Annotated in this window: 13 protein-coding genes and 1 pseudogene; 1 reads left to right on the top strand and 13 read right to left on the bottom strand. The window is 59.2% G+C overall.

All coding sequences use genetic code 11. The features are described from left to right. The 6 genes and pseudogenes from AC11W3_RS08255 to AC11W3_RS08230 form a co-directional block, all read right to left on the bottom strand. Nucleotides 1-512 (bottom strand): annotated as a pseudogene (locus AC11W3_RS08255) (LuxE/PaaK family acyltransferase); the annotation flags it as partial. Between the two features lie 161 nt (nucleotides 513-673). Further along, the gene (locus AC11W3_RS08250) at nucleotides 674-1189 is read right to left on the bottom strand and encodes a hypothetical protein (RefSeq protein ID WP_484092803.1); all 516 of its coding nucleotides are present in this window, start codon (nucleotides 1187-1189) and stop codon (nucleotides 674-676) included. A 59-nt stretch (nucleotides 1190-1248) separates the two neighbouring features. Continuing rightward, nucleotides 1249-2586 carry a B12-binding domain-containing radical SAM protein gene (locus AC11W3_RS08245; RefSeq protein ID WP_484092802.1) on the bottom strand — a complete coding sequence of 446 codons (1338 nt, stop codon included), beginning with the start codon at nucleotides 2584-2586 and terminating at the stop codon, nucleotides 1249-1251. 189 nt (nucleotides 2587-2775) lie between these two features. Beyond that, entirely contained in the window at nucleotides 2776-3609 is an 834-nt protein-coding gene (ccsA, locus tag AC11W3_RS08240) for a cytochrome c biogenesis protein CcsA (RefSeq protein ID WP_484092801.1), read from the bottom strand. Nucleotides 3610-3935: 326 nt separating this feature from the next. Then, nucleotides 3936-5768, bottom strand: coding sequence for a B12-binding domain-containing radical SAM protein (locus tag AC11W3_RS08235; RefSeq protein WP_484092800.1), 1833 nt, complete (start codon nucleotides 5766-5768; stop codon nucleotides 3936-3938). 31 nt (nucleotides 5769-5799) lie between these two features. Then, nucleotides 5800-7263, bottom strand: coding sequence for a glycosyltransferase family 39 protein (locus AC11W3_RS08230; RefSeq protein ID WP_484092799.1), 1464 nt, complete (start codon nucleotides 7261-7263; stop codon nucleotides 5800-5802). Between the two features lie 208 nt (nucleotides 7264-7471). Here AC11W3_RS08230 and AC11W3_RS08225 point away from each other — a divergent pair, with 208 nt between their 5' ends. Continuing rightward, nucleotides 7472-7654 carry a hypothetical protein gene (locus AC11W3_RS08225; RefSeq protein ID WP_484092798.1) on the top strand — a complete coding sequence of 61 codons (183 nt, stop codon included), beginning with the start codon at nucleotides 7472-7474 and terminating at the stop codon, nucleotides 7652-7654. 56 nt (nucleotides 7655-7710) lie between these two features. Here the strand turns inward: AC11W3_RS08225 and AC11W3_RS08220 are convergent, their stop codons facing one another. The 7 genes from AC11W3_RS08220 to AC11W3_RS08190 form a co-directional block, all read right to left on the bottom strand. Then, entirely contained in the window at nucleotides 7711-8892 is a 1182-nt protein-coding gene (locus AC11W3_RS08220) for a hypothetical protein (protein ID WP_484092797.1), read from the bottom strand. A gap of 91 nt (nucleotides 8893-8983) precedes the next feature. Next, nucleotides 8984-10396 carry a hypothetical protein gene (locus AC11W3_RS08215; RefSeq protein WP_484092796.1) on the bottom strand — a complete coding sequence of 471 codons (1413 nt, stop codon included), beginning with the start codon at nucleotides 10394-10396 and terminating at the stop codon, nucleotides 8984-8986. A gap of 43 nt (nucleotides 10397-10439) precedes the next feature. After that, nucleotides 10440-10916 carry a CFEM domain-containing protein gene (locus tag AC11W3_RS08210; RefSeq protein ID WP_484092795.1) on the bottom strand — a complete coding sequence of 159 codons (477 nt, stop codon included), beginning with the start codon at nucleotides 10914-10916 and terminating at the stop codon, nucleotides 10440-10442. Then, entirely contained in the window at nucleotides 10913-12217 is a 1305-nt protein-coding gene (locus AC11W3_RS08205) for a TolB family protein (RefSeq protein ID WP_484092794.1), read from the bottom strand. Before AC11W3_RS08205 ends, AC11W3_RS08210 begins: the two co-directional genes overlap by 4 nt. A 203-nt stretch (nucleotides 12218-12420) precedes the next feature. Continuing rightward, on the bottom strand, nucleotides 12421-14856 hold the full coding sequence (locus tag AC11W3_RS08200) for a CxxxxCH/CxxCH domain c-type cytochrome (RefSeq protein WP_484092793.1): 2436 nt from the start codon (nucleotides 14854-14856) through the stop codon (nucleotides 12421-12423). A gap of 857 nt (nucleotides 14857-15713) precedes the next feature. Next, on the bottom strand, nucleotides 15714-20396 hold the full coding sequence (locus AC11W3_RS08195) for a CxxxxCH/CxxCH domain c-type cytochrome (RefSeq protein ID WP_484092792.1): 4683 nt from the start codon (nucleotides 20394-20396) through the stop codon (nucleotides 15714-15716). A gap of 75 nt (nucleotides 20397-20471) precedes the next feature. After that, nucleotides 20472-22789: CxxxxCH/CxxCH domain c-type cytochrome (locus AC11W3_RS08190; protein WP_484092791.1), on the bottom strand; the 2318-nt coding region annotated here is incomplete at its 5' end.

The following is a 22789-nucleotide window of genomic DNA, read 5'->3' as shown; positions in this document are numbered from 1 at the left end:
TCGGGCGTGCCGAAGGCCTGCCGGGTCTGGTCCATGCCGATGGCCATCCCCATGGAGGGGGCGAGCTCCGGGCTCGGGGCCAGGATCAGGATGCGGCAGCGCTTCCCCTCCTCGAAGTCGGGGAAGAGGTAGGACTGCGTCATGATACGGTTCGCCGTGAAGACCAGGCGCTTGCCGTCCTCGTCGCGGAAGATGCGCCCGCGCTGGGTGATGCTGGTGGTGCCGCCGGTGAGGCAGGACATGACCGACTGCTCAAGCGGGAAGGAGGCGACCAGGTGGGTCTTGAAGACGTCGTTGTAGACCATGGGGACGTCCTGCCATCTATCGATATCCCCCGGGCGCACCTTCTTCAGGTCGCAGAACTCCCGGAAGAGCTGGTTGTTCTTGTACTGCAGGTCGAAGAGCTGCATGGCGTAGTCGTTGAAGCTTGGGAGTTCGGCGTCGACGCCGGCCTCGAGGAAGGGGAGAATCTCCTCGGTAAGACGGTGGCTTGTACTAGCAGTGGTGGACATAAAAGACCTCGCGTTTGTGCTTTTGGCTGCTAAATCCCGATAGATCACTCATGATGCTGTGGTGCGCGAGACACAGAGGAAAAGCCTATGTGGGCAAAAATCTCAGCAGCGGAAAAGCCTGTCTCTGCCGACCTTGCGCGTTATGGTTACCAAGTCTATGCCTAAAAGACGAGCACCTTGTCAGCGTATATTTTGGGCAGAATCGTGCCGAAATCCGCCACGGCATAACTCTCAACCTTCCCCCCCGGCTTGTTGTCGTAGCGGGAGATGGCGGCTACCGCATAGGAGCCGTCCGCATTGATGACGAATTTTACGTCCAGCCCCCTGCCGATCACACCGGCCTGGCGGTCCTTTTCGGACAGGGAGGAATCCTTCAACTTGGCGTAAAAATCGACGACCACCCTGCCGCCCGTGCCCCTGGACTCGGTCCAGTCCCTGGTTTCGAAGTACTGGTAACGGTCGAAGGCGCCGCCTATGGTATTGGTGGGCAGGGCATCGAGCTTCGCATCCCTTATCACGCCGATAAAACCGTCTACTTTTTTCGCGGCGGGAGCGCCGGCGTCTTTCTTTGCGGCTTCGGTGCCTGCTTTCTTGGTGGCATTGCCCTCCTCCTTTGAGCAGGCGGCCAACGACACGGCAGTCAGCAATGACAGTGAGACCAACAACATTTTCCGCATTCTAATTTCTCCATTAAACAGCCCGGCTGGTAACTCGGGCGATGATAAAATGACCCGCTCTATTTCGGGCGTCTTTTCTCGGCAAGTAAGTGTTTGTGAGCCTTCCACTCCTCGTAGGCCAGCTTCATACCCCTTCCGACCGGCAACTGACTCATCAGCGAGAGGATGTGGGCATGCGGGAAGCCATAGATCGGCATCTTGAACATATGTCGCAACACCCGGGGCACGCTCAAAAGTTCGAGAGAACTCTGGTAAAACTGCTCTTCCCTCACCTCGGGGGTCATGGCCGGGTCGGGATGCTCGAAGACGGCGTAGGCGCCGCTGTAGTACTCCCAGCCGAGCTCCTTGTAGATGTAGGGCTCGTATTGCTTAGCAAGCTCCGTGCCGGGGTAAGGGACCACCAGGGAGGGGTGCATGCTCACCCCCAGCCTGTCCGCTACCTCAACGGAACGTTTGAAGTCGTCCAGGGAGTCATTGCGCCCCCCCAGCATGTAAAAGAGCGAGACGTCTATGCCGTGGTCCTTCAGGGTACGGACCGCCCTTTCCCGGTCGACGCCGATCTTGCCGTTGGCCTTGTAAGCGGTCAGGGAGTCGTCCGAGATGGCGTCCCAGCCGACCCAGACCGTCAGCATCCCGCACTCGCGGGCGGCCTTCAGCATGCGCGACCCCGCCGGAGAGAGCACCGGCCGCAGGCTGCCAAACCCCATCCACTTCTTGCGCGATCCCTTGAGCGCGGTGAAGAGGTCGATGGCGCGCTGTTCGCACCCTTCCCACCAGATGTTCTCGTCCCCGTTTATGTACATGTTCTCCGGGATGGCCATGACATCGCGCACCACATGCTCGATGGGGCGGAAACGGATCTTGGAGCCCAGGAACGGCTTGACCGAGCAGAAGGTGCAGTTGTAAGGGCAGCCACGCGAGGTGTTGACGATGCGGAAGCGGTGGCCGTCCTGCAGCATGCCGTACAGAGGCGTCGGCAGGTCGTCCAGCTCGATCTGCTCTCCGCGGTAAAAGGGCTTCATCCCTCCGGCGCGGAAGTCGCGCAGCACCTCGGGCCAGGCCGACTCGGCCTCTCCGATGACGACGCAGTCGCCGTGGCTCTTCGCCTCCTCCGGCATCGCCGAGGCATGCATGCCGCCGAAGACCACCTTGATGCCGCGCGCCCGCAGCTTGTCGGCGATCTGGTAGCCGGAAACGGCGGTCGGCGTCAGGATGCTGATGGCGGCCAGGTCGCACTCGATCGTGTCAATGGCCTCGGGAGTTCTGCTGGCGCTGATGAGCTGGATCTCGATGGTCGGGTCTGCCTTGCGGGTGAGTGCTGCCAGGTACTCGAGGATCGGCGGTGCTACCGGCGCCCAGCCGAATGGGAGGACAGGCTTGATGATGCATATTTTCATTTGTGGTAAACACCTTTTACTTCTGCGACTACCGGTTAAAGCTCTTTGCTTTTTCTACCAGGTAACAAAAGTCATCTATTGCTGATTAGGTACAAATTCGGGACCCGTAAGTGTTCCTCCTGGCCCCCCCGTAGAAGGGCGAGGGACCAGGAGTAACGATGTGCATCCTGCAAATCAAAAGCCAAAAGACTAGGTGTGGTCGATGCGGAACCCGGCATGGAAGGTCTCCGTGCCGAAGGGAATTCCCCAGTAACTTACGATCATGACCACCAGGGCGATCAGCGCGTACCAGGCGAGCCTCGTGCCGCGCCAGCCGAAGGTGACCCTCAGATGGAGGTAGATGCCGTAGATGAGCCAGGAGATCAGCGACCAGACCTCGACCGGATCCCAGTTCCAGTAATTGCCCTTGACCGTGTTGGACCAGTAGGCGCCGGAAATGATCATGAGCCCGTACATGATGAACCCGCCGGCAACGAAGCGATAGGAGAGATTATCCAGCACCGCCAGTTCCGGCACTTTCCCCTGTATCGCGGCGGCGTTTTTCTCTTTCATCAGGTAAAGGAGCCCCATGCCGGCCGCGATCAGCACCGATGCGAAGCCTATCGACGCACCGGTAATATGGACCCAGATCCAGCCACTTTGCAGGGCGGGGGGGAGCTGGGAGGCGACTTCCTTCAGCATGGTCCCGGCCCAACCGAGCAGGACGAAGGCGACCGGCATGACCAGCACGCCGAGCGGCAAAACCTTCTTGATGGTGAACTCGGAAATCAGGAAGATCAGGACCGCCATGAATACGCCCAGTGTGAGCGACTCGGAGATGGAGATGAAAGGGGTGACACCGACCCCCGACTCCTTCCAGCGCAGAACAATGGCGAGCACGTGCGGAATGAATCCGGCCACGGCGGCGAACAATCCGACCCGGAACAGCTTGTCGTACTTGGAAATGATGCCGAAGCTGTAACTGAAGGTACTGACGCCGTACATCGCTACCGCGAGCCAAAAGAAGATCAGTTGAAGTTTCATCGTTGCCCCCTGGAAGTAACAGTCATTTAAATACAGTTCGCGTCCCGTCGAAGATATCAAATAAAGGACACTTTGCCAACCCCTCCACTTTACATTCGGTTGATACTCGGACCCAAAAGGCAATCTAATTAGCGCTAATCTTCAGCTATGAGATTGTCATCCCCGAATGCCCTTATCGGGGATCCAGATTTCACGTCGTTTAGGAGCTGGATTCCCGATCAGAATCGCTTCGGGAATGACAGTTTTGGGAGCTGGCGGAAGATTGGTACTAATAGTAAAGGCAATGGTTAATCGCATCCGTTGACTCGATTCTCACTTTTCCCATCTCAGTGATGAGAGGCGCACAGGTACCCCCAGTACTGGCCGACCAGGTACAACCCGACCACCAGAGACTGTCTGAGAAGCAGCGCCCTGCGGGACTTTCCGTCGGGGGTCCAGTCGATAAGGGTATCGAGATAGCGGTAGGCAGTTCTCCTGTTCCTGACCAGCCCGGCCACCATCACCGGAAAAGAAACCAGGAAAAGGATGATCGCCGTGAGGTCCGCTGTGCCGGCAGGCAGCAAGGTCCCCCCCAAGAAATGGACCAAGGTGATCGCCACGATCAGCACCATCCAGGGAAGGTGACCTGCGCCGAAAAAGTGTTCCGTCGCCGGCGAAGTCGTCACCTGCCCGGTGCCCCCGTTTGAGTTGAGCCTGTCGAAGCACGCATTGCCACTGTCTCCGTTCGTACTGAGCCCGTCGAAGCACGCATTGCCGCTGTCCCCGTTCGTGCTGAGCCTGTCGAAGCACGCATTGCCAGCGTCTCCGTTCGTGCTGAGCCTGTCGAAGCACGCATTGCCGTCTTCGCCGTGCCCCGCACTCGTCTTCCACTCCTGATAAGCCTTGCTGAGCGCGTACTTCATCGGGACCTGCATCATGAAAGAGTACAGGTGCGTCGAGGGAAAGCCCTGCGACGATATCTTCCCCACCCTGGCGGCGATCCGCTCGAAACGGAAGAGCTCATTGCTCAACCGATGGTACTCCTCCTCACGGCGCAGCGGCGTCATCACGGGATCGGGGTGCTCGAAGACGGCGTTGACACCGGTGAACGACTCCCATCCCAGGCCGGGGCGCAGATAGTCCCGATACTCGTCGTACAGTTCGGTCCCGGGGAGCGGCGTCAGCAGAACGGGATGGATCCCTACCTGCAGCCGCTCCGACAGATCCAGCGTCCGCTTGAAACTCTCGATCGAGTCCTGCCGACCGCCGAGCACGACGAAGAGGGTGACGTCGATTCCGGCGTCCTGCATCTGCTTGACCGCCGCCTCCCGGTTCGTCCCCTGCTTCCCGGAGGCGTTGAACGATCCGAGGTGCTGCTCCTCCCCTTCCCACCCGACCCAGACGGAGAAGAGGCCGCTCCTGCGGGCAGCCGCCAGCATCTTGGTTCCCTTCCCGCCCTGGATGGAGCGGAGGTCGCCGAAGCCGTACCAATGGCGCTTGCTTCCCCGTGAGAGTTCATCGAAGAGGTCTATGCTCCGCTGGAAATCGCCCCCCCAGATATTGTCGTCGCCGTTGAACCAGAGCTTCCCTGCGCGGGCTTCGATCTCGCACGCCACCTCGGAGATCGGACGGTAACGGATGGTGTCCCCGAAAAACCGGCGCACCGAACAGAAGGTGCAGCGATAGGGACAGCCTCGCATGGTGAAAAAGGCCCGGAACTGGTAGTTCCCCTTGAGCTTGCCGTCGATGGGCTGGGGGAGGTTGTCAAGGGACAGCCGCTCGCCATGGTAGAACTTCTGCAGGTTGCCGGAATCCGCATCGCGCAGGACCTGCCCCCATACCGATTCAGCCTCACCGACCACCACCGAGTCGGCGTGCAGGGCGGCCTCCACGGGGAGGGCCGAGGGATGAATCCCCCCGAGGATGACGCGCTTGCCGGCGTTTCGGCACTCGTCGGCGAACCGGTACGCCCAGGGGGCCGTTGCCGTCATGACACTGATGGCAACGGTCTCGGCGGCGATCCCGGCCGGTGTAATCGTGGTCTGGTTGGCATCGATAAGCTGGACGTCGGTTCCCGGAGCCTCTCTCAAGGTGAGAGCGGCAAGATACTCCAGGATCGGCGGGACCAGCGGAACCCGGCCCGAAAAAGGGAATTGAGGCGACAGTATGGCAAGCTTCATAGTGATGCGCTTCCTCGATTATGGAAATCGGTCATAGCCGATTGGTAAAGGGCCTTGCCCCCCCAGGGGCAAGCGGATCCAGAGAAACCGCTTTGTCGAAGTAGTGCCTGGCCAGGAGAGTTCCGCCTGCCCTGTCGTAAACGCTTCCTGCGAATCTCAGCACATCGGGATTGTTGGGAAAGCGGCTGACAAGGGTTTCGGTAACTTCCATCAAGCCCTTCGGATCACTGGATGAAAAATACACATCCTGTAGGAGTTTTGCCTCTATTGCTTCATTGTTACTGTTTACGACCTGCCGGAGAACAGACAATGGGTTCTGCCATGTCTTTGTCTGGTTGTAGGTCAGAAGAGACATGACCAGAAAAAGGATAAAGGACAACGCAGGCACCACACAGCGATACCGGACAAATTTCGCATTCAACGAGCTGATGGCTGTAGCAATAAATGCCGCTCCACCGAGCATGGGAAAGTAGAGATATCTGTCATTCATCAGCGTTATGATAGGAACAATCTGGCATACGGGGAGGAGTCCCACGAAAAACATGGCGTACCAACAGAACGGTTCTCTGTATTTCCTGAACAGCCATATGCCCAGTGCAAGCAAGGCAATCGCGACCAGGCAAGCTTGAAACACCTCTTCGTCAAAAGAGGTCCTCACCGGGACGTCTCCATAAAAGATGCTTAGCCCCGTCGGGTAGAACACCAGCCGAAGATATTTCGACAGAACCGGCAGCATGGTGAAAAATGTCGCCAGCCCCGAACCACCATGAAAACCGGTCCGCCCCCCCGCCCTGCTTGGATCCTGCGTGTACATGGTTATAACGGCGCCGATACAGGCAATGAGGATGTACGGCGATTTGTCTTTAAGCCAATTCCAGTGACGATCCATTTTTCTGTATGTCAGGTCATGGATAACTAAAAATACCGGCAAAATGACCACAACCGGTTTGCTCAACACCGCCAGAGTGTAGAGAAACAGGGAAAAAAGGTAATTGCCTGTTTTGTTAGCCTTGCCAGCTTCAGATCGGTAATTGAGATAAGAATGTATGGCAAGGAGGAAGAACATCATCGACAGCACTGTTTTCCGCTCTGACGCCCAAACCACCGATTCAACCTGAACAGGATGAAGCAAAAAAATCAACGCGGCAGCAAACGCACCAGTCGGAGTGAACTTGCTGCGTATGAGAAGATAGTAAAACAACAACCCGTTGGAGGTGTGTAAAAGAACATTCGACAGGATTATGCCTGAGGGCTTTAGACCCGAGATCCAATAGTCGATCATGTAGGACACGATATGCATGGGCGCATAGTTGCCGACGTAACAACTCGTAAAAGCGATTTTTATGTTCTCAAAGGAAAAGCCCCGTATGCTTCCATTGCAGATGATGTAAGCCGTGTCGTCCAGAAAGGGAATGAATTCGTGGTTGAGCGAAGATGAATAGACGAGCAAACAGGGAACAACGAGAAACAGGATTGGGAGAAAATGCTTGTTCATTCGTGACATAGTTCTCATTTGCCTCTCGCTTCAGTTGCGCGACCCGCGCTCTTTTCCCGCGCCCCCGCCATACCTGCCGAAGACATCAAGTGCGCAGAAGACTACGTATCCCCCCTCCCTTGGAGTGAGGGGGACAGGCTTGCGCGCCGAAGGGCGCTTCAGCCCGCAGGCGCGGGATGGGGGAAGGTGCTGTAAAGGGAGAACCCGGATGAGCGGACTTCAGCAACTGAAGGCAGATGAGGAAGAACATCCCCGAATTGAGGACGTGCAGGATGTCATTGGTGAGATGGTAGCCGCCATCATCCCAGTCAGGCAAGGTATTCCGGAAGTCCGGGAGAAAGCAAGCCAGGGTAAGAACGACAATTACGGCAAAGACAGACCAGACGCGTAGGACATCGTCATCACCGCGAGCACCGCAATTTTGTGAAGCTGGATCGGTGCGCATCGTCAAATCTGGGAAGCGATACCTGGTTCAAGCACAGCAGTCTGCGGTCTCTTCACACGCCCCCGCCTCATCCTGCCGATGGTGGTGATGAGCATCCCGGCCAACCCTGCCCAGAGGCTAGCCAGAACGATCGGCTTGCCCGGTTCGTAACGCACGTTCATGACGACCCAATATCGAACCTCTGCTGCGGAAATAAGGTACTCACCGGCAGCAAACTGACCGCCTATCGCCGCTTTCCCTTCGGCAAGCGGTTCGTGGAACTTTGGAATGCCCTTCTGGTCCAGCGGATAGATCAAAAATTTCGCCTCCCCCCCACGCTCCTTCAACTTGGAGAGGATATATTCTACTTGTACGGCCATGAGTGGTTTTTCCGGTGGCGCCGGAAACGGCGCCGCATCCTGCCTGACCATACCACCATCCGTATAGCCGGTTGTGTACACGAAACTGCCATTCTTCTGCCGGATGCTCTGCAGCGGCATATGGCCGCCGTACAGCGCCCGCCCCTGCCGGTCGGAGAGGACAAGCAACAGCGAATACCCTTCCCGGTCGTTGAAATACTCGACCCCGTGATGGGAGAGCTTGTGGGTGATGTAGATGAGTCCCTGTTTCCTGTCCGCCTCCTCCCCGACCGCCACCTCGTAGGCAGCCCGCTTATCCACGCCGCCGAGCTTATAGCCAGGGTGCATCCTGACGAGCGTCGTATCACCTTTCAAATGGGAAAAACGGAAGAAAGCACCATGCTCAAACCAGTCGTAACTTTGCGGGTCACCACTGTGCAGGATCTCACCTTCAGTCAGGCGGATATTCCCGCGGAAAAAGAAGAGGCTGTTGTACACTATTCCGAGCAGGATGGCCACGAAACTGAGGTGGAACAGGATCATGCCGAAGGAAATCAGGGTCAACCGCCGCCCCCAGATCCTGCCGAAGAAGCAGCAGCAGACGTTCACCACCAGAAAGACCAGCAAGCCGTTGAACCAGAGTGTGGCGAAGATGACCTCGCCGGCTCGCGCCCCGCGCCAAATCGTGACACCGGCGAGGCAGCATGCGAGGATTGTAACCAGCAAGGCCATCGCAAGTTTGACAGAGGCGAGGAAGTCGTAGATCTTTCTGGGAAAGCTTTTGGGGGTCTGGTGATAACGGGACTCGCGGCGTTCAGCTTCAATGGTCGTTTTTAATTCAGTCATGATTTTTATTTTCTCGATTAGGCACTTGTTTCGATATCTTTTCGGCTGTTTATTGAGAAAGATAAGTCCTTGTAGTTAGTTCCCTGCATGATCACAGGGCCTCCACCTTCCAGATAAGCTTCAGACCGTCCTTGACACCGTAGGCGACCGATCTGCCGTCGGCGGTGAAATGCACATCGAATACCTGCTCGTGAGGGGGGTGCTGCCGGATGGTTTTGCCGGTGCTATCGGCAACCACCACAAAACGCCCGCCATCCTTCTTGGCACGATAGGCGATGCGCTTGCCATCGGGGCTAAACATTGGAATAACCACTCGATCAAACGCCGGTCCCTCTGCGCCGTTTACGACAAGAAACCAGCTGCTACCTTTTCTCGCCGCATAGGCATAGCTGCCATCCTTGCTATAGGTCAGATTGACCGCCTCGTCGTACACTTTTCCTTTCTCGTTGCGGTTAAAAAATGACTGATGCAGGAAAAAGCGGCGGTCTATGGTAACGAATAAAGCTCCTACCCCTTTCTTGTCAGGACGGATCACCGGCAGCTCGCGAAGGCGCCCTTCAGGAAGCCGTTCTTCTCTGCCATTGAATACTATCAGGCGTTCCTGACCTTTCAGAACGCAATAGGCTATTGATTTTCCATCATCACTCAGCGTCAGCTTATCTATTAAGTCATAAAGCCGTCCCTCATGAATAACATCAGGCTTGGCAAAATCAAAATCGATGATTCTCTGTTTTTCGCCGACAACCTGAGCTGCCGCGATTCTGGTCTTGTTTCTGCTTATAAAAGATAACAGATCCCCTATGGACCACGTGACGCCCAGGTTTTTGAACTTCAGATCACTGACAAACAAGCGCATATCTTTGTTGGAGGCAGCTGCTTCGACATAGGAAATCAAGGCAGAATCGGAACTGAACTCGGGCTCGGTATAACTCGCTATCGTGCCTTCGTTTGGCGTGTTGTCCACGACAATAAACCACTTGTTCCCTTCCTTTGCCTGATAGGCGACATGGTGGCCATCGGGACTGAATATGGGCGTAAGGAGTGTGTCATAAGATCGTTCTTCCTTCCCATCAACCACCATCCGCCACTTGCCGTCAGCACTTACCGCAGGGTAGGCAAGGCGTCGGCCGTCGGGGCTGAACACCATGGTGCCGACAGAAGAATATTCCTTGTCCCTGCTCTTGTTATGCACCACCTGAACCATGCGGCCCTTATTGGCTACATAAGCCACACCGGTTCCCGATTCGTTGAACACCACCCGGTAAGAAGACGGCTGATCCTGTGATGCAGGATCTTCTGAATGAGCGGCAATTATCTTGTCCGGCATGTCACCGTCTGCGATCGTCGCAAGAACAGTGGCGTCAGACGCGGCATTCCTGCTGGATTGAAGTGGGGCTTTGGGTTTCTCCTGTTCGGAAGAGCAACCGGGAACAGCAGACAAGAAGATGATCAAACAAAGGAACAGGGTACAAGAGGATACCGCCGGGAAACTTTTTCCGTTCATGTCACTCCACTTCTTGACGATCAAAGGTTGACCATTTGCAACGTCACGGTCTCAAAAAACCGCCATCGACACTACTGATGGGTATACCGGCTCTTCTGGTCACAACTTTATAGGTATTGGTAACCATGGTATCCTGGTCTACCCAACATGTGCCGTAATTATATTCGGAGACATTTATCGCCCGTGGTCTCCCCTGCTTGTCTTTGACCACACTTTCTACAAGTGCGACATGGTCGCGGGGAGTAAAAAATTGGGCGATATCCCCCTTTTTGACCATCTCCGGTCTGATCTGTTGCCACTGTCCCGTTTTGGAAGTCTGGCGGGAGGCAGTCATTTTCTGGACATAGTCCATGCAAAAGCCACCATGGGCAAACCAGCATTTGGCGTCACCAACCGTACAACCGCTTCGTTTCGTCACCTCATTAATGACGCGATTGGCGCAATAAGGCAGGTCATCGGCGTATGCCTGGCTACCAACGAACAATAAAATCAGAGCGAACAGGAGCGTAACTCGATTCATAACGGTTCCACTTTCCATAGGAGTTTCTGGCCATCCTTGACGCCATAGGCGAACGATTTCCCGTTGGCGGTGAACTGCACTTCAAAGACCTGCTCGTAAGCTGGATGCGTTGTGATGGTCCTGCCGTTCTTGTCGGCGACAACAACGAAACGTTTACCCTCTTTTCGCGCCCGATATACCACAAAATTCCCGTCAGGACTGAACAAAGGGTTTACGACCCGATCGAATGCAGGCCCTTCCAGATCATTTACCACAACAAACCAGGCACTTCCCCTGCGTGCCGCGTACGCATAGGAATTGCCGTCCCTGCTATTCACCAGGTTCACGGCCTCTTCGTATGCTTTATGCGTTCTTCCGTTTGCCCCGGAAGCCTGATACATGGACGTCGTGTTGTTGCCGGCAAGAAGCGCCCCGAACCCTTTACGGTCAGCGCGGACCACAGGAGGTTCCGTAACCCCGCCTCCATCGGGAAGAGCTTCTTCCTTACCGTCACATACCACGAATGATTTGCCTGCGCGCTCTCCGGCATACGCGAGAAAAACGCCACCAGTACCGAATGAAACATGCTGTATCCGGTCATACAGCGACCCAAACTTGACGGCGTCCGGTCGGTCAAAACTCGACTCGACGGCACATTGTTTGTTGTCTTTACTGATGATCGCAGCAATCCGTGTCAGGTCTTTATCGACAACCAACCTGGATACCTTGTTTGCAATGACCGTCTGCTTGGAAAAAGACAGGTCGCTGACAACCAGGCGCCCATTGTTCTTGTCGTCTGCGTCATCAATATAGGCAATCTTGGTGGAGTCTCCGCTGAATATGTGATCGAGGACGCGTGTTTCAGTCCCGGCGTTAGGCTTCCCATCCACAACCAGGTGCCATTTGTCACCGGCCATCGCCTGATACGCCACATGTGCGCCATCCGGGCTGAATACAGGCCCCTTCACCGTGTTGTAGAATCCACCCTCTTTACCATCGACGACCATACACCATTTACCGTCAACAAGGGCGCCATACGCTATGCGACTGCCATCAGGACTGAGCGCTATGGCGCCAACATTGGCATATTCCTTCCCACGCTTTCCATTATGAACTACATAAACTTTGTCATTATTTTCGGCACTGTACGCCACCCCACCGCCTCGTTTGCTGAACACAGGCTGAAACTGCGCTTCAAGGGGAGCATGCATTCCAACGCCTGAAGATGGCGCCGAGGTTTGCGGTTTTTCGTCATTGGCAATGGTAGCCAAAAGAGTGGTTTTGACGTTAATTTCATTTCCGGGCTGCTTCGATTTACTCATTCCAGAATCATCTCTGCTACAGCCACTAACACAACTTAACAACACAGCAAGTACAAACAATATATATTTCACACTCCACCTCAGAATAAGGATATATCGAAGACTAAGCAGTAGACCGTCAGGAGCGTTTAATGTAAATGACTAATAAGAAATAAGCCCTGCCTTTTCAGGCAGGGCTATAAACGACCTATTTCATGAAGTAATTAGTAGCTTCCCCCTGCCGTATAAGTCGGGTTTTGGCCGTTACCGATAGTTCCACCGCCTGGGCAGGTTCCCGATCCGCATGTGATGGCGGTACCGGGATTAGCGGCATATCCGCTTGTTCCGGCTAAACTGTACGCCCTGTGATAGCCAGTACCGCTCCAACCCCTGATGAAAGCAACCGGCCGTGCATTGATTGTCGGCCACAGACCGCCGCCGACCAGCGCATTGCTTCCATGATAATCCTGTGCACGTATAGGCCGCACCTGCGCTGTCGTGCTCGTGTTGCTGCCGTGGCAGTAGTGGCAGTTCGTGCTTGCGTTGTGACTGCTACCCGTAGCACCCCACGCCGATCCGGTACTGTGATTGCCAGATACGGTATAACCCGTATGACAGGTTGTACAAAGCGTCGGAGTAGAGGCGTAGATAGAGCCACGCAGCGTTTCCGAACCGCCGTGAGCCACGATGGTGCGGAGGGTTTTCGGTGCTGCACTGGCATTGTGACAATCCATGCAGTTGATGACGACGCTGAGTGCCGTAGCATGGCCAGTGGTGCCGTTGGCATCCCTTGCTGTCCCGATATTGTTATACGGCGCAGCAAGTCGGGTCGAGTACGGGAAGTCTTTCGCCCGTGAACCGAGTACAGGGTGGCGAGTGGAATTTGTTGTCGCAAACTGAGTCTTGACGTCTATAAGCCCCTGGGTTCCGACAGCGTTGTTTGCCGCCGTATAGGTGGCGCCAAGCAGGATGCCGCCAAAGGGCATCGCGGCAGTGCCGGTGCCGCCGTTATTGGAGCGTGCAGTCGGGTTGGTCGCGCCGTTGGAATCATGGCAGGCTACACAGAATTTTTGGGTGATGATGTTGTCGATCGTATTGGCAGTCTGCCCGTTAGCGATACGGGAACCGGCGGCATACGAGGTCGAGAAGCGCTGGAAGGTCCAGGCCGCTCCTGACATGTCGGTGATAGGTGTCTCACCGGCGCCGTCAGGGTCGCGCAGGTCGATGTTGCCGTCCTGGTGATAGGCAGACGGGCTGTGCTTGACACTATCGCCCTCGAGATGACAGACGCAGCAGTCGTCGTCGCTCACCGCGGTCCGGCCTGATTTCTTGTGTCCCCACGCCATTCCGAATTCGCCGACAACATTGGCAAGCGTCGTGCCCGGACGCCCCTTGGTGCGGGTTATCGCCTTGCTGTGGCAATCTATGCACCCCAGGTGTCCGCCCCAGGTTCCGGGAGTGGGACCGTGGCAGCCGTTGCCCGGAGTTGAGCAGGTGCCACCGGTGGTAGCGAAGGTGTAGCCCAGGGCGGCGTTGAGGTCGTAGGAGCCGTTGTTGTGGAGCGTGCCCGGGGTATAGACCCCGGCGTTGTAGGTGACGCTGCTGTGGCAGATGTCGCAGGTGGCGGCCTTGTGGCCGCGCGCCGAGGTGTGGCTGTTCATCTTCAGCGTGCCGCTTACGTAGCTCGGCGGCGTTCCGTGGCAGCTGCTGCAGATAGTGCTCCCTCCCCAGTTCGGGGAGGTGTTCGCCGCGATGATGCCGGTGGCCACCGAGGTCCCGTCGGCGTGGCAGGCAGTGTTGCTGCAGTACCCGGGCGCGAAGGTGTTGCCCACCGCGAAGGAGGCGCCGCGGGAGTAGGTGGCGCCGGCGTCACCGTTGATGGGGCTTGCCATGTTGATGGCGCCGTTGGCGTGGCTATAGGCTGTATTGCTGACATGGCACCGGGTACAGTCGTACCCCATCTGGCCGGCACCGAAGCCGGCATGTTTGTTGTGGGAGCCCTGGAATTGACCGAACGTCCCGCCGACACGGCTGCCGTTGTCGACCGGCGGATAGCCGTGGCAACTGTTACAGGTGTTTACCACTGAAGCTCTGGGGGTCGTTGTACCGGATGCGGCAGCGCCGCTCGATACAAGACCGACCTTATCGGTGGCGCAGACCCGGTAGGAATACTGGGTGTTTCCCGGGAGGCCGGTGTGAAAGGCGATGCGTCCTGTACCGGTATAAATCTTGGTGCCGGCGCCGCAGGCAGGGGCTGATGCTCCTGTCTGGAAATAGACATCATAGTGGTCTACGCCCGAGCCGGTTCCATCGCTGGCGGCGCCCCAGACGAGACCGTTATCCGGATTTCCTGGAGAGACAGTCAGGGTACCATCGACAGGCGCAGTGACGTCGACGGTGCGGTTGATTGCTGTGGAGGCTGCGGGCCCGCCGCCGATGGATGTGGCGCGCATGTTGATGGTCAGGGAGCCTGACAGGCCCGTGGGAGTCGCGGTGCAGGTGTAGACAGGACCGGAACCGGAGACCGCGCCGGTGGTCCAGCTTGAACCGTTGGTGGTGTATTCGCAGCTTGTCACGGATGACCCGAAATCGCTCTCGGTGAAGGTAGCGGTAATGGTTGGCGATCCGCTAGTAAAGGCGTTATTGATACTCGGGCTCACGGAGACATCATTATTGGCTACTGGCGGGGTTGTATCCGCCACATTGATTACCATGCCTGAGAGTGACAGGCGAGAAGTGCCGCTTGCCGTGAGATTTACGCTCTCCGCTGCATTGACCGTCGTGCTGGTATAACAGTAACGATTTGTTGCAGGGGCTGTAGCGTTGGCAGCTGCAGTGGCGACCGAAGTCCAGTTTGTGGGTGTGGTAAAGGTACGAGCCGTTGTTGAACCGGACCTTGCTGTCATGGCCACGACGAAACCGGTATCGCCGGTTTGAATGGCAAGAGGAGTCGCTAAACTGATGGAAGCAGCGTCGGTGACCCCGGAATTACTTGTACTACCAGGAGGAGCAGCTTGAGCAACGCCATCGTAAACCGCATAGTGCATGCTGTTGCCGGTCATGACAAAACCATTAACAGTAAAGGTCAATGCTCTGGCCGTGTTGTTCATCAGCGTTGTATTGTCCAACATGTAGAACAGATAAGTATGCTCAAGAGCAGAAGTCGCGGAATTATCAGTACCGGGGACTGCGGTCAGCGCTGTTCCACCGTATGTACATGTGACCGCAGCATTCGTCGGTGTACTTGCCGTAGCCCCTTCCAGGGTTATTCCAACAACCAGTATCCGCTTGTTGCCTGCAACGCTTAAAGGAATGGTAACGTTAGCAGAGGGGGCAGCAGTAGTACCAACCGCGGAGGCGGGAGTTACAGTCGTCGTAATCGCCGCTGCCGCAGTCCGAGGGTTGTATAAACAGACAGACGCCGCCAGCGTGATGAGCATAACAAGGCTGGTCTTCGCCCAGCGACTCATACCCCGCAATGTAGAATTCGTTTTTACCATTTAAATATGCCTCCTGCTTAGTACGTCGACCAGACCGGCGTTTGTTTGTAGTGGCAATCAACATTGGAGCATGTCTTCGGCGTAACCGAGGATGAGATCCCGACGACACCGTTGTACACCGGCGCCAAGCTTCCGAACTGACGCGCCGCGATGATGGAGATGGTCCGACCGGTGCCGGGTATCGCCTCGCCCATGGTGTGGACCGCGCCATTATGGCATGTCCCGCAAACGTATGTCCATGAATTACCGCTGCCGAAGGCATCACTGCCGGGCAGAAGGGTAACGGCGTAGCGGGCCTTCAGGTAGGCGATGTGCTTCTCGTGGGCGCCTTTGCCCTCCGGAACGCCGGAGCGCTCATCCTTCGCCGCCCAGGTTCCCACATCGTAGCCGTGGCAGGTATCACAGTTGCCGGCTCCCCACTTGATCCCGTCCATATGCCTCTTGCCGAGGGTGCCGGAGGTATCGCCGTTATGGCCGTGGCACCCCGAGCAGTCGGTGGTGTCCGCGCTCATACCCGAGTGGGTTCCGGCAGGCTCGAAGCCGACCACGCCCGGGACCTTGTGGCAGACGCTGCAGGTGGTCACGGACTTGACGCCGCTGGTCACGTACCTGGCGCTGGTCCAGGACGGGAAGACGTTGGTACCGGTATTGGTTGCCAAGAGAATCCCGCTCCCTGCCGGATTGTGGCAGTAGGTGTTGGAGCAGGTCCGGTTGGTGGAGTTGAAGCTCGGTGACATGCCACCTTTGGTTGCCATCCCCTGGAAGGCAGGGAACGAGCTCCCCGCGGTGTTGGCATGGGAGAAGTCGGTCGGGACCGGCCCGTGGCAGTTCTGGCAGCGGAAGTCGATCGTACTGTAGTTGGTGAAGCCGTTGAAGGCCCGCAGGTGGGTCTGGTGCGCACCGACCTTCGGGTCGTTGCTCACCTGCCCTACTCCGGTGGCGATGCCGGTGTTGCCGGCGACGCTGACCGGCGGCGCCACCAGGTAGCGGTTGCTGCCGTCGATGGTCGCTCCGGTGTCGGTACCGTGGCAGGAGGCGCAGCCCATGCCGTTCACGCCGAAGCCCTTGTTGTGCTTGTGGCACTTGATGCAGTCCTTGCCGTCGGTGCCGTAATGAGAACCCAGGGTTGCGGCAGTGGCGTAGGGGCGGGCCTTGACACCGTTGGCGCCGGTCGCGTCATAGGTGTGGCAGACCTGGCAGACGTTGGTGGAAGAGGCGCGCGGCGTTGCCCCCGCATCCCACCCGAGGACGCCGCTCGGCTTGGTGCCGACGGTGCGGTTGAAGACCACCGGTTTTCCTTCGCCCGGAATGGTCCCCTTGGCCGGATCCGGGGTGGTGATCGCCTGCTTGACCCGCTTGATGTTGGTGGTGGCGGTACCCCCCGCCACGTGGCAGGTGGTGCACTGGAACTCGCCGTACTTCGCGCCCGGGACACCCCAGCCCCCAGCGGCGCCCCACTTGGTCGAGGCGGTGATGTCCGAGTTGTGGAGGAGCGGGTTGCCGACCGTGGTGATGGCGCTGTTGTTCGAGGGCGAGGTGTGCCCCACAGAGTTTACCGAGACCGAGGTGACGTTCACCGCCTTCTGGGCTGCGGAGCTCTTGGCCGTTACGGTCAGCGTTACCGAGGCCGATTCGCCGGCGTCAAGGGTCAGGCTCGGGGCCGACAGGTTCGACGCGCTGTAGTCGACGCTGTTGCTCTCCCCCGGGATCGCCAGGTTGTAGGTGGTGGCGGCGCAGCTTGCGCCGGTATCGGTGTTCTTGACCGTGACGGTGTAGGCGTGCGCACCGCCGCGGTTGGTGTAGCCGGTGTTCGGACCGATGATCAGAAGCGGCGTATGGGCGTAGCAGCCGGAGACGTTGATGGTGGTGATGACGTCGCCGGTGGTAACCGGGGAGTGATACGGGTCGGCCGAGGTGGCGCGGGTCCTCGATACGCCGCCGATATTGCCGGGGGTCGCATGGACACCGACGGTTGAGACGGTGTTCTGTCCGGGGGCGAGCGTCACGGTGGTCGGCGTGACGGTCGGCGGATCGAAGTCGTTCTGCAGGTCGGTGTCGCTCACCGTGAAGGTGAACGGGGTCGTTCCGCACCCGCCGTAGTCGTTGTTGGTTATGCTCAGGTTGTAGTTGGCGGTCCCGCCATCGGTGGTGATGTTCTGCGCCACGCTACCGGTACCGGTCAGCAGGGTGATGGTAGGGGCGTTCCTGACGCAGGCCGCCGCCGTGGTGAAGGTCCTCGGTGTGCTGAAGACAGTCTGGTTGCCGACCGCGTCCCTCGCCTTGACCCTCCAGGTGTAGGTCACGCCGTTGATGAGTCCGGCCGGGCTGAAGGTGGTGGAGGTGGTCCAGCCACTGTTCACGCTGTACGGGATGTCGATGTTGGTCACCTCGAACCAGTACTGCACGCCACCGGAGCCGCTGTCGGTCGCCGGGTTGACGGTGACCGCGGTGGTGGTCAGGATGTCGGTCGCCATGTCGGCCGGGGTGTTCAGCGTGAGCCCGGTCGGCGCGGTGGTGTCGACCAGCACGGTGGCAGGCGTGCCGTACGCGGCGGTCACGTTGCCGGCGGCGTCCTTGGCCCACGGGTAGAGGGTGTAGCTCCCGTCGCTGGCGACGGTGTAGGTGGTCGGTGCGGATGCGCTCCACCCCGCCGCCCCTGCCGCAGGCTGGGCGCTGGTAGTGGTGATCAGATACTGGACCCCGTTGGCGCCCCCCGCGTCGGTGGCGCTGAAGGAGCCTACCGGGATGACCTTGGTCGCAGACGGGCTGCTGACGCTGAAGGAGGTGATGGAGGGGGCGGTCTGGTCGACCAGCACCGTCACCGGTGCGCCGTAGAGGGCGGAGACGTTGCCGCCGCCGTCGAGTGCCCACGGATAGAGGGTGTAGCTCCCTGCGCCTGCCACGGTGAAGGTGGTGGGCGGGGTCGAGGTCCAGTTCGGGTCGTTGTAGGCAGGTGCGGTCGCGGTGGTGGTGATCAGGTAACCCGCGATCCCCTTGCCGCCGACGTTGTCGGTCGCCGCGAAGGAGGTGATCGGGACGGCGGTGGTGTTGACCGGGGTGGTCGCCGCGAATCCTGCGCTCACCGTCGGCGGGGTCACGTCGCTGGAGACGGGGCTGAGGGCCGCGGTCCAGACGTCGGTCGCGTTGTAGTAGTTGTGATAGGTATCGTACTCGAAGATCTTGTAGTAGTAGGTCGCCTTGTTCTGGACCGTCAGATCCTGGGTGGTAGTGGCGGTGCCGACGTACACCACGACGCCGGTGCCGAGCGGGTCGTTGATCTTGTAGGTGGTCGGGTCGGCAGGCTTGGTGGCGTCGGTGTTGTTGGTGTAGCGGGCGATGATCACGCCCTGGCCGGGTGTGCCGTAGCTCCAGTTCAGGGTCACCGAGCCGTCACCGGCGGTGTTGGTCCCCCAGATCGAGGCTGCGTGGGTGTTGAGCACGGTCAGCGTGGTGTCCGCGGTGTCGGTCCCCGCCGTGATGTTGCCGTTACCCGAGGTGAAGGCGGTGACGTTGGCGGTGACCGCGTAGTTGGTGGAAGTGGCTGGCAGGGCCGCCCTGGTCTTGAAGTCGACCACGATCTTGTAGTTGGCGGCGGTGGTCCCGCTCACCGGGATCGGGGTGCCGCCCGAGAAGGTCCAGGTGTTGGTCCCGGGGTTGGTGACTGTCGCGAAGTACTGGGTGGTTCCGGCCTCGTTCCAGATCGACATGCTGTTGATGGCGGTGTAGTTGGTGGTGGTGACCGTCAGGCCGGTGATGGAGTCGGCGGTCGCGGCGCCCGAGGTGGCGAAGGAGAAACCGTCGATCTTCTGCAACGTGGCCCCCGGCGCCACGTTGCTGGTGGTGCCGACCGCGCCGTTACCCAGGGTGGTGGTTGCCGGCGCGAGGCTGAGACCGGTCATCGACACGTAGGAGGCCACACCGGTGTTGGTGCTGCTGCAGGTATTGGTGCCGTTGGTGGTCGGCTTGGTGGTCTGGTAGGCGGTCGTCGCCTTGGCGCCGCTGGTGGTGGTCCAGGTGTTCGTCGCACCCTGGCTGAAGCCGGTGGTCAGGGTCAGGCCGGGCGCCGTGGTGCTGGCGGTGTTGTCTTGGGCATAGACCAGGATCGCCTGGTTGTTGGCGTTGATGGTTAGCGCCGTGGCGAAGGCGAAGCTGCCGTTGGCGGCGATGGTGCTGGCGCCCGAGTTGTAGTTGCGGCTGTTGGTGATCGGCGACGACTGCTCGACGCCGGTGTAGACGGCGTAGTAGATGTCGTTGACCCTGGTGGTGCCGCCGGTGATGGTCACCGAGAGGCTCTTGGAGGCATCAGCCACCGTCGCCGTTCCCAGGGGCAGGTAGTACAGGTAGGTGTGGGCGCGCGCCGAGGTGGCGGCGTCGCCCAGCGCCAGGGTCATGGCCGTCCCCCCGTAGGAGACGGTGCCGGTGGTCTGGGTGGCGGCCCCGGTCAAAGAGACCGAGACCCCCACCACCAGCATCCTGTTTTTGCCGGCGCCCACCGCGAAGGAGGCGGTCGCCGGGTTCATGGCCGTGGCCGAATGATAAACGTTGGTCCAGGCGACCAGCTGCGCGATGGCGGCCTCCGTCCTCTTCATCCCGAACCACCCGTACATCGCGAAGGTGGCTAGCACGGTTAGCGCTATTATCAGGGTTGTCTTAGCCTTCCAGCCCATCCCCTTGATATTTCGAACGATTACTTTTCCCATGCTGTGTCACCTGCCTTTTCAATCAAATTGAAGCCTTTGTTGAATTCAGTGTTTGCAGATCTCATCGCTATCCTCCTACTGCGGCAGGCCGGTGTGGCAGGCGGAGCAGTCCAGCGGACCCTGGGTCTTCCACTCCATCTGCGTACCGTTGTGGCAGGCCACGGTCGAGCAGGTTCCGCCGAAGTAGCTCGGCTTGACACGGGCCAGGTCGAAGGAGCTGTAGGTCTTGTACCCCTTGACCCTGGTCCAGCTGGTGTAGACCCCCTGGACCTTCGCGATGTCGTCACGGATCTGGGCCTTCGACTTCACGTTGAACGGATCCATGAAGACCACGTCCACGTCGCCGTTGATGTGCGTCGTGTTGGAGGAGTAGAGCCTCATGACCCCCTTGAGCGGCGCGGTGGTGCCGTTGTGGCAGTTCGCGCAGACCGGGTTCTTGTCGTTGAAGCTGTCCCGTACCGTCGCGTTGTGGCAGATGTTGCAGTTGAAGGTCGTCGACGTCGCCGGGTCGCCGTGTACCGAACCGGTGCCCGGAGCCCCTGCCGGGTTCAGCAGACCGCTGTAGCCGGAGAAGACGTCCTTGTAGTGGTTGGCCACCACGTGGCGGGCGTGGGCCGGCGAGCCCTCGGTGCCGTTGGCGTTCGGCGAGTTGTTGTGGCACTGGTTGCAGCGGTCGACCGCGCCCCACGGGTTGCTCGCGTACCAGTCAGGCGTCTGGTTGTACTGGTAGGTCTGGGTGGTCGGCGAGACGTAGCCGTTCGAGTGGCAGTAGACGTTGCTGCAGACCACGCTCGAGCCGGTGTTGTAGGAGACGAGCCAGGGGCCCCCCGCCTTGTTGTTGGCCTTGACCGTGCCGACGCGGCTGTGGGTCGGGTCGAGGTCGAGGTTAACCGAGCCGTTTCTGTGGGTACCCTGGTCCATCGGGTGGCAGAAGCCGCAGGCGAACTGCGGGAAGCCGTTCTTGTACTTGATGTCGTAGATCCACGACGGGTCTATGAAGTCCCCGTTCGAGAGCTTCTTGCCCACCAGGAAGATGTCCGGGTCGGTGTGGGCGAGGTGCGCGCCGAGGAGCTTCTGGTCCACGCACTTCGGATCGCCGCTCTGGCAGGCGTTGTAGCTCGAGTGACAGCCGAGGCAGTCGTCGATGGTCACGTCGACCACGCCGTTGATGTGCTTGCTCTTGTCGACGAAGGCGATGTTCGACGCCGCCACGTGGGTGTGGCAGCCGCTGCAGTTCGTGACCGAGGCGTGCGGGTACTGCGGCGGGTAGCCGTGGCACTTGTCGCAGCCGGAGCCCCCGAGGTAGGCGGTGTCGTTCCAGGAGGGGGCCGGGTTGGTCCCTTCCGGGTTGCCGCCGGTGTTACGCACGCCGGAGTGGCAGTAGGTGTTGCTGCAGGTCTTGCCGATCCCCCCCGAGTAGCTCGGGGTGAGGACCACGCCACCCGTGCCGTTCTGGCTGGCCAGGGTCCCGAAGGAGAGCCTGGCCGGGAGGCTCGACATGTGGCCGAAGCTGTTCACGCTGGCCGGCACCGTGTGGCACTGGTCGCAGGTGATCGGGTTGGAGATGTTGTGCTTGCCCGCCAGGTGCGAGGCGTGGGACCCCGCATAGGCGCTCCCGGCGTTGCCGGCGGTATCCTGGAAGAGGCCGGTGGTCTGGGCGGTGTTGGCCGAGCCGTGGCACTTCTCGCAGGTCGGCGCGGCGGTGTTGGAACCCCAGTTCCTGGTGGCGCGGCCATGGCAGGAGGAGGTGGAGCAGGTGCCGTAGCCGTCGCCGGGGACGTTGGTCCCGGCCTGGGAGTAGGTGGTGTTGGCGCCCTTCCCGCTGAAGACGACGTCGATGTTGTCGTTGACGTGGGTTGCCCCGACGGTGGTCGGCGAGTAGCCGTTGCCGTGGCACTGTCCGCAGGAGTAGCCGGCGTCGACGGTGTGGCGCTTGTGGCTCCCCAGGGCGAGGTCGTCGGGGGTCTCGGTCAGGGTCGACATGTTCTTGTGGCAGCTGCCGCAGCCGACGGTGCCGTTGGCGCCCCACTGGGGCTTGGCGTAGGAGGTCGCCGGGGCGTTGCCCCCTGCCGCCTGAACGTTGGAGTGGCAGTAGGTGGTGCAGCTCTTGGTGTTGGCGGAGTAGTTGCCGTAGACCAGGAAGGCGACGTCACGTACGCTGTTGAGGTGCGCGGTGGAGTAGTCCCTGAGCTTGTTGATTGCCGCCGCGTCGACCGTGCTCCGGTGGCACTTGGCGCAGCCGGTGGTGTCGGTGATGCCGGCGTTCTTCACGTGCAGCTCGTGGCTGTTGGCGGTCTTGAGCGTCCCGTCGTACTTGTTGGCGTAGTTCGGCGCGCCGAAGCCGCTCACCCAGCTGGCCCCCTGCTCGTTGCCGTGGCAGCCGCTGCAGTCGA

The sequence above is a fragment of the Geomonas sp. genome (genome assembly GCF_056994735.1).
The sequence above is the reverse complement of the archived record's forward strand: the minus strand, read 5'-3'. Positions and strand labels throughout refer to the sequence as shown.